This is a genomic window from endosymbiont of Riftia pachyptila (vent Ph05) (assembly GCF_000224455.1).
Taxonomy (GTDB): Bacteria; Pseudomonadota; Gammaproteobacteria; order Chromatiales; family Chromatiaceae; genus Endoriftia; species Endoriftia persephonae.
Genome location: NZ_AFOC01000038.1, coordinates 24,504 through 31,639 on the forward strand (window position 1 = coordinate 24,504; position 7,136 = coordinate 31,639).

General features: G+C 59.9%; 4 protein-coding genes and 1 pseudogene. 3 read left to right on the plus strand and 2 right to left on the minus strand.

The features are described from left to right. Nucleotides 1–420 precede the first annotated feature (420 nt). Nucleotides 421–786: a diacylglycerol kinase gene (locus RIFP1SYM_RS07630; protein WP_005961395.1), complete on the plus strand. Its 366-nt coding sequence runs from the start codon at nucleotides 421–423 to the stop codon at nucleotides 784–786. 7 nt (nucleotides 787–793) lie between these two features. On the opposite strand, the pseudogene metH reads toward RIFP1SYM_RS07630, so the two are convergent. After that, nucleotides 794–4,497, minus strand: a pseudogene (gene metH / locus RIFP1SYM_RS07635) (methionine synthase). A 175-nt stretch (nucleotides 4,498–4,672) separates the two neighbouring features. Between metH and RIFP1SYM_RS07640 the strand changes: the two are divergent. Further along, on the plus strand, nucleotides 4,673–5,761 hold the full coding sequence (locus tag RIFP1SYM_RS07640) for a response regulator (protein WP_276123659.1): 1,089 nt from the start codon (nucleotides 4,673–4,675) through the stop codon (nucleotides 5,759–5,761). Here the strand turns inward: RIFP1SYM_RS07640 and RIFP1SYM_RS07645 are convergent. Beyond that, nucleotides 5,699–6,259: an LEA/WHy family protein gene (locus tag RIFP1SYM_RS07645; RefSeq protein ID WP_081417726.1), complete on the minus strand. Its 561-nt coding sequence runs from the start codon at nucleotides 6,257–6,259 to the stop codon at nucleotides 5,699–5,701. The genes RIFP1SYM_RS07640 and RIFP1SYM_RS07645 overlap by 63 nt on opposite strands. Before the next feature lie 126 nt (nucleotides 6,260–6,385). On the opposite strand from RIFP1SYM_RS07645, the gene msrA reads away from it, so the two are divergent. Further along, complete coding sequence (gene msrA / locus RIFP1SYM_RS07650) at nucleotides 6,386–7,024, plus strand: peptide-methionine (S)-S-oxide reductase MsrA (protein ID WP_005961399.1); 639 nt, start codon at nucleotides 6,386–6,388, stop codon at nucleotides 7,022–7,024. The last annotated feature ends 112 nt before the right edge of the window (nucleotides 7,025–7,136 follow it).

Genomic DNA, 7,136 nt, shown 5'->3' on the forward strand with positions numbered 1-7,136 from the left:
TGGCGTTGGCGGTATGACGGAATCATTTTGTGAATAGCCGGTCTTGCCTGCAATGGACAACTTGGAGTGGTAATGGGAACGGGTGCCCATTTTCTAGTGAAAAAGCGGAACGGCGAGATTAGGAGTTATTTTTTACCGGAAAAATACTCGGGAAATGCCCCATTAAGAATTTTTTTCCCTTTTATTATCAGAGACTTGCATCACGTAAAAAGTGACTGTACGTCACACTATTGGGGGCTGTTGCGTCACAAAAAAGAGCGCGCTAGAAGTGCACGATTTGGAATTAAATTCTGTAGTAAGAACGTTCTTTTGTGTCCCAACGGGCCGATTGAGCATGGGGGTTTCCCGGTGAGGGCAACCTCTTGAGTGCAGCTGTGGCCGTGTCGATTTTCATAAAGGAAGCTGGTACAAGGATGTGCCATGGCTAAACCGGAAAACAATCGAGGCCTGCGGCGTTTGATCAATGCGACCCGTTGGTCGATGCAGGGCTTTGCCTCCGCCTATCGTCATGAGGCGGCGTTTCGTCAGGAGGTCTGGTTGCTGGCGCCGCTGCTTCCGGTCGGCCTCTGGCTGGGCGACAGCGGGGTGGAAAAGGCCCTGCTGGCCGGCTCTCTGCTGATCGTGCTGCTGGTGGAGTTGCTCAATAGCGCAGTGGAAAATGTGGTCGATCGTATCGGTGACGAGCCCCACAAACTCTCCGGCCGGGCCAAGGATCAGGGTTCTGCCGCGGTGTTTTTGGCGCTGCTGTTGGTGGTGATGACCTGGGGATTGGTGCTACTGGTTTGAAGCGGAATCAGTTGCTCTCCGGCTCATAGGCCAGGTTCGGCGCCAGCCAGCGTTCCACCTCTTGCAGTTCCATGTCGATGCGGGCGGCGTAGCTTACGACCTGGTCGCGGTTGATCTTGCCGACTGCGAAGTAGTGGCTGTCGGGGTGACTAAAATAGAGTCCGCTGACCGCTGCCGTGGGCACCATGGCCTTGGCCTCGGTGAGCCAGATGCCGGTGTTCTTCTCCACGTCGAGCAGCTCCCAGAGCATATCCTTTTCGGTGTGATCTGGGCTGGCGGGATAGCCCATGGCGGGGCGGATGCCGGTGTACTTCTCAGCGACACGCTCCTCGTTGCTGAGTTTCTCGTTAGCGGCATAGCCCCAGTAGTGACGGCGCACCCGTTCGTGTAGCCACTCGGCCAGGGCCTCGGCGAGGCGATCGGCCAAGGCCTTGAGCATGATGGCGCTGTAGTCGTCGTGATCCTTTTCAAACTCGACGATCTTGTCGTCGATGCCGATACCTGCAGTGCAGGCGAAGCCGCCGATATAGTCGCTGTGGCCGCTCGATTTCGGGGCAATGAAGTCGGCTAGGCAAGTGTTGGCCTTGCCCTTCGGCTGTTTGCCCTGCTTGCGCAGGAAGTGCAGAGTGCTGATGGGGCGTCTCTGTTCGCCTGCTGCTGGCTGAAGGCCATAGACCTCGACGTCATCACCCACGGCGTTGGCCGGGAACAGGCCGATGACCGCCTTGGCGGTCAGCCACCTCTCGGTGATGATCTTGTGCAGCATCTCGCGGGCGTCGGCGAGCAGTTTCTTCGCCTCTTCGCCCTTCTCCCGGTCTTCCAGTATCTGCGGATAGCGGCCCTTGAGCTGCCAGGCGTGGAAGAAGAAGGTCCAGTCGATGTAGTCGATCAGTAGCTCGAGCTGGATATCGTCCATGACGTTGACCCCCAACTTGTTGGGTTCACAGGCGACGAAGTTGTCCCAGTCGATGGCGACGGGATTGGCTCTGGCCGCTTCGATTGGCACCAAGTTACGGGCCTCGTTCTTGGATGCGCGGCGCTCGCGTACATCCTCGTATGAGCGGCGCAGGTCGGCGATATAGTCATCGCGCAGATCCTTGGAGAGCAGGTTGCTGGCGACGCCGACGGCGCGGGAGGCGTCGGGCACATAGACCACCGGGTGGTCATACTCAGGCTCGATTTTCACGGCGGTATGGGCGATGGAGGTGGTGGCACCGCCGATCATCAGCGGCTGGCTCATGCGGAGGCGTTTCATTTCCTTGGCGACGTGGACCATCTCATCGAGCGACGGGGTGATCAGGCCGGAGAGGCCGATGATATCGACCTGATGCTCTTGGGCCTGTTTGAGGATGGTGTCGGCGGGTACCATCACGCCGATGTCGATCACCTCATAGTTGTTGCACTGCAGTACCACGCCGACGATGTTTTTGCCGATGTCATGAACGTCGCCCTTCACCGTGGCCATCAGGATCTTGCCTTGGGCCTGGGCGCCGCACTCGGCCTTCTCTGCCTCCAGGAAGGGTTCCAGATAGGCCACCGACTTCTTCATTACCCGGGCCGATTTGACCACCTGGGGCAGGAACATCTTGCCAGCGCCGAATAGGTCGCCGACCACGTTCATGCCGTCCATCAGTGGGCCTTCGATGACTTCCAGGGACTTGTCGACCGCCTGGCGCGCCTCTTCGGTATCCGTGTCGATATACTCGGTGATGCCTTTTACCAGGGCGTGCTCCAGCCGTTTGTTGACCGGCCAGCTGCGCCACTCCAGATCCTCCACCTGTTGCCGCCGACCACGTCGCCCGCGTAGTTGGGGGCGATCTCCACCAGCCGGTCGCCCGCCTCAGGATCTTTATTGAGGACCACATCTTCCACAGCGTTGCGTAGCTCGGCGGGCAGGTCATCGTAGACCGCCAGCTGGGCAGCGTTGACTATGCCCATGTCCATGCCGGCCTGGATCGCGTGGTAGAGGAACACCGCGTGGATCGCCTCGCGCACCGGGTTGTTGCCGCGGAAGGAGAAGGAGACATTGGAGACGCCGCCGGAGATCAGCGCATGGGGGCAGGCGGCTTTTATCTCGCGGGTTGCTTCGATGAAGTCGACGCCGTAGTTGTCGTGCTCTGGGATGCCGGTGGCGACGGCGAAGATGTTGGGGTCGAAGATGATGTCCTCGGCTGGGAAGCCTACCTCTTCGGTGAGAATCTGGTAGGCGCGGGTACAGATCTCCACCTTGCGCGCCTGGGTGTCGGCCTGGCCCTCCTCGTCGAAGGCCATGACGATCACTGCGGCGCCGTAGCGGCGGCAGAGCTTGGCCTGCTGCTTGAACTTGTCGATCCCCTCTTTCATGGAGATGGAGTTGACGATGGGTTTGCCCTGCACACACTTCAGCCCCGCCTCGATGATCTCCCACTTGGAGGAGTCGATCATCACCGGCACCTTGGAAATGTCGGGTTCGCCGGCACAGAGATTAAGAAAGCGCTGCATGGCGGCGACGCCGTCGAGCATCGCCTCGTCCATGTTGACGTCGACCACCTGGGCGCCGTTCTCTACCTGGGCGCGGCAGACGTCGAGGGCCTCTTCGTACTCCTCGTTGAGGATCAGCCGCTTGAACTTGGCAGAGCCGGTGACGTTGGCCCGTTCGCCGACGTTGACGAAGAGTGAGTCGGGGCCGATGTTGAGGGGTTCCAGGCCGGAGAGACGGCACTCGGGGCGGATCTCCGGCAATTTGCGGGGCGCCTGGTCTGCCACCGCCTCGGCGATCGCCTTGATGTGTGCCGGCGTGGTGCCACAGCAGCCACCGATGATGTTGAGAAAGCCCGCCTCGGCCCACTCGGCGATCTGCTGGCCCATCGCCTCGGGACCCAGATCGTACTCGCCGAACTCGTTGGGCAGGCCAGCATTGGGGTGGACGTTGACGTAGCACTCGGCGACCCGTGATATCTCCTCCACGTACTGGCGCATCAGCTCCGGGCCGAGGGCGCAGTTGAGACCGATGGAGATCGGGCGGGCGTGGCGCAGGCTGTTGTAGAAGGCCTCGGTGGTTTGGCCAGAGAGGGTACGGCCGGAGGCGTCGGTGATGGTGCCGGAGACCATGATCGGCAGCCGCAGCTGGTCCTGATCGAATACCTGCTCGCAGGCGGCAACTGCTGCTTTCGCGTTGAGGGTGTCGAAGATGGTCTCGATCAGCAGGATGTCGACACCGCCCTCGATCAGGCCGCGGGTCGCCTCGGCGTAAGCCTCTACCAGCTCGTCGAAGCTGATGTTGCGCGCGCCGGGGTCGTTGACGTCGGGAGAGATGGAGGCGGTGCGATTGGTGGGGCCGAGTACACCGGCGACGTAACGTGGCTTCTCCGGTGTGGCATATTTGTCAGCCGCCTCGCGGCAGAGGCGCGCACCGGCGACGTTCATCTCGTAGGCTAGCTCCTGCATGTCGTAGTCGGCCATCGAGATGCGGTTGGCGCCGAAGGTGTTGGTCTCGAGGATGTCGGCGCCGGCCTCCATGTACTCCTCGTGGATGTTGCGGATCAGCTCCGGCTGAGACAGTACCAGCAGGTCGTTGTTGCCCTTCAGATCGCTCGGCCAGTCGGTGAAACGTTCACCTCGATAATCTTCTTCCGTGAGCTTGTGGCGTTGGATCATGGTGCCCATGGCACCGTCCAGAATGAGAATCCGTTCACATAGTATCGATTCAAGTTCCGGGGTAATATTGTCCATAATTGGGCCAGCCATAATGATTCACGTCGCTAAGCGTAGTCTAAAAGGTTGGGGATTATAGATCCCTGGAATGATATAGGCGACAGCAGCACCCCTTACCTTAGATGCTGTTCGCGGAATTTGGTGGTGGTGCCGCGGTGTCTTTCACCCTGGAAACCAACCTGATGGATTGGGAGTGAGTATTTTGGCTAGACAAGCCCTTCTGATAGATGATTCCAAATCGGCCCGAATCGTATTGAGCCGCTTATTGAAAAAGAGTGGCTTCGAAAATGTCACCATGGCCGAGTCTGGTGAGCAGGCACTGGAACAGTTGGAGACGATCACGCCCGATGCCATTTTCGTTGACTACTTCATGGATGGTATGGATGGCCTGGAGACCATCGCTGCGATCAAGAAGATCCCGCGTCTGACCAATATCCCGGTGGTGATGTGCACTGCCAACGAGGGCAAACGCTATGCCGAGGCGGCGGAGTCCCATGGTGCGGTCGGCATCATGACCAAACCGCCCACCAGGGAGGGGCTGCAGGAGATCATCGAGCTGGTCGATCAGGCCACCGAGGCGGCGTCGGCGGTGGCTGCCACGCCGGTGGTGGAGCCTGTGCGGGAGCTGCCCAGGGATAGCGAGAGGGTGCACGGGAGCTTTGCTATCTCGGCGGAGGAGGTGCGCAGCATCGCGCGACGCGCCACCCGTCAGATCGCCCAAGAGGTGGTTGGCGACCTGGCGGCTCAGGCGGTGGAGCGGAGTCTCAAAGAGCGGCCATTGGATGTCAATATCGACAAGCTGCGTGATGAGATCATCGAGCAGGTGAATCGGGACGTGGAAGCGATCGTCATCAAGCTCAACGATCGGGTGGTGGCCGAGGTGATTGGCACCCATTTTCGCGAGCAGTGGGCGGTCTTTTCAGAGCAGATCGCAGCACAGCTGGAGGTGTTCAAGCGTGGCGTGACGAGTCAGTTGCCCGGGCGCGAACAGTTGCTTGAGGAAGTGCTCCGTCAGGTGCCCGATAAGGGCGAGATGATCGAAGAGATCCGCAGTGTGGCCGAGGGCTCTATCGATGCCCACGCCGCAGAGACGGCGACCCGGGTCGCCCGGGAGGTCGCGAAAAACACTGCAGCCGAGGTGGCCGAGGAGCTTTTTGAGCAGCGCTTCAAGACGATGCCAGTGTCGGCGGTGGCGGCTGGCGGTAGTGGCCGGCGGCGTCTATTGATGGTCGGGGGTGGCCTGTTTCTGGTCGGACTGATCGCTGGTTTTCTGCTGCTTTAAAGGCTTGGGGTCCGGTGCAATGCCGGGCGTTCTGGGGTATTCGATAGTGATCTGGCCCTCCGCAGAGACCGGAATCTCTCTCGCCTCTCCAACCAGCTGGAAGCTGCCCTCAAGGGAGTATTGTAGAGGCAGATCGCGGTTGAACATGACCTTGCCGAAGTGGCCGACGATGTTGAATAGATCGCTGCTTGTCACTGCGGTCAGACGTTGGATGGAGTAAGGTTTGAGGATAAAAGCCAGCGGAATTTCCGCCTCGCAGAAACGACTCCCGTTCAGATCCAGGTGATAGCTGAAGCGGCGCAGCCGTAGCGGTAGTTTGCCCGGATTTCTTAGCGCCAGGGAGACGCGGTAGAGGTGCGCGGGTTCGGTCAGACTCTCCACCTGCAATCCCTCTAAGTAGACCGTGGGGAGAGGGGGGGATGCGAAACATATGCCCCAGCCCGCCAGCGCTAGAATCAGGCTGGTCAGGCGCAGCCAGGGTGTGATGAATCTCCACATGCCTCAGAGTATGCCTTGTCGCCAGGATCCCGGTGAAGCCGGGATTTCCCTTAGATAATCATTGGTTTCTGCCGGACTCCGGCGAACCGAATGACGTTATAGTGTGGGCAGCAGTGGGGGCAGGTAATGTTTGGTTTAGGTCGAAAAACAGTGATGCCAGAGCCCGAGGAGGCTCTGCCCGGACGGCGTGAGGCGATGGCAGTGGCGGACAACCACTTTGTCTTGGGCAATCCGCTGCGGGGGCCATTTCCTGAGGGGCTGGAGTTTGCCATGTTCGGGCTCGGTTGTTTTTGGGGGGCAGAGCGGCGTTTCTGGGAGTTGCCGGGGGTCTTCTCGAGCGCAGTGGGTTATGCAGCCGGATATACCCCGAATCCCAGCTATGAAGAGGTCTGCAGCGGCATGACCGGCCACAATGAGGTGGTGCGGTTGGTATTCGCCCCGGCTGAGCTGAGATACCAGAAGCTGCTCAAATGTTTCTGGGAGTCTCACGATCCAACCCAAGGCATGCGTCAGGGCAACGATCTGGGCACTCAATATCGTTCAGGCATCTATACCTACTCAGAGGCCCAGCAGCAGCTGGCGGAGGCGTCCCGCCGAGTCTATCAGAATGCCCTCTCTCAGACCGGTGGTCGGCCGATCACCACCGAGATCATCGCAGCGCCGAACTTCTACTTTGCCGAGGCCTACCATCAGCAGTATCTGGCGAAGAATCCGAACGGCTACTGCGGCCTCGGCGGTACCGGGGTCAGCTTCCCGCGGCGCTGAGCCACCTTGGCTCAAGTCAGCCTGGCCGTGAGGTAAGTGAATTCCGCGAGTGGCCAACAGTCCACGACTCCCATCCATGGGGTCGTACCTCCTGCATCCCTACAGTCGTTCG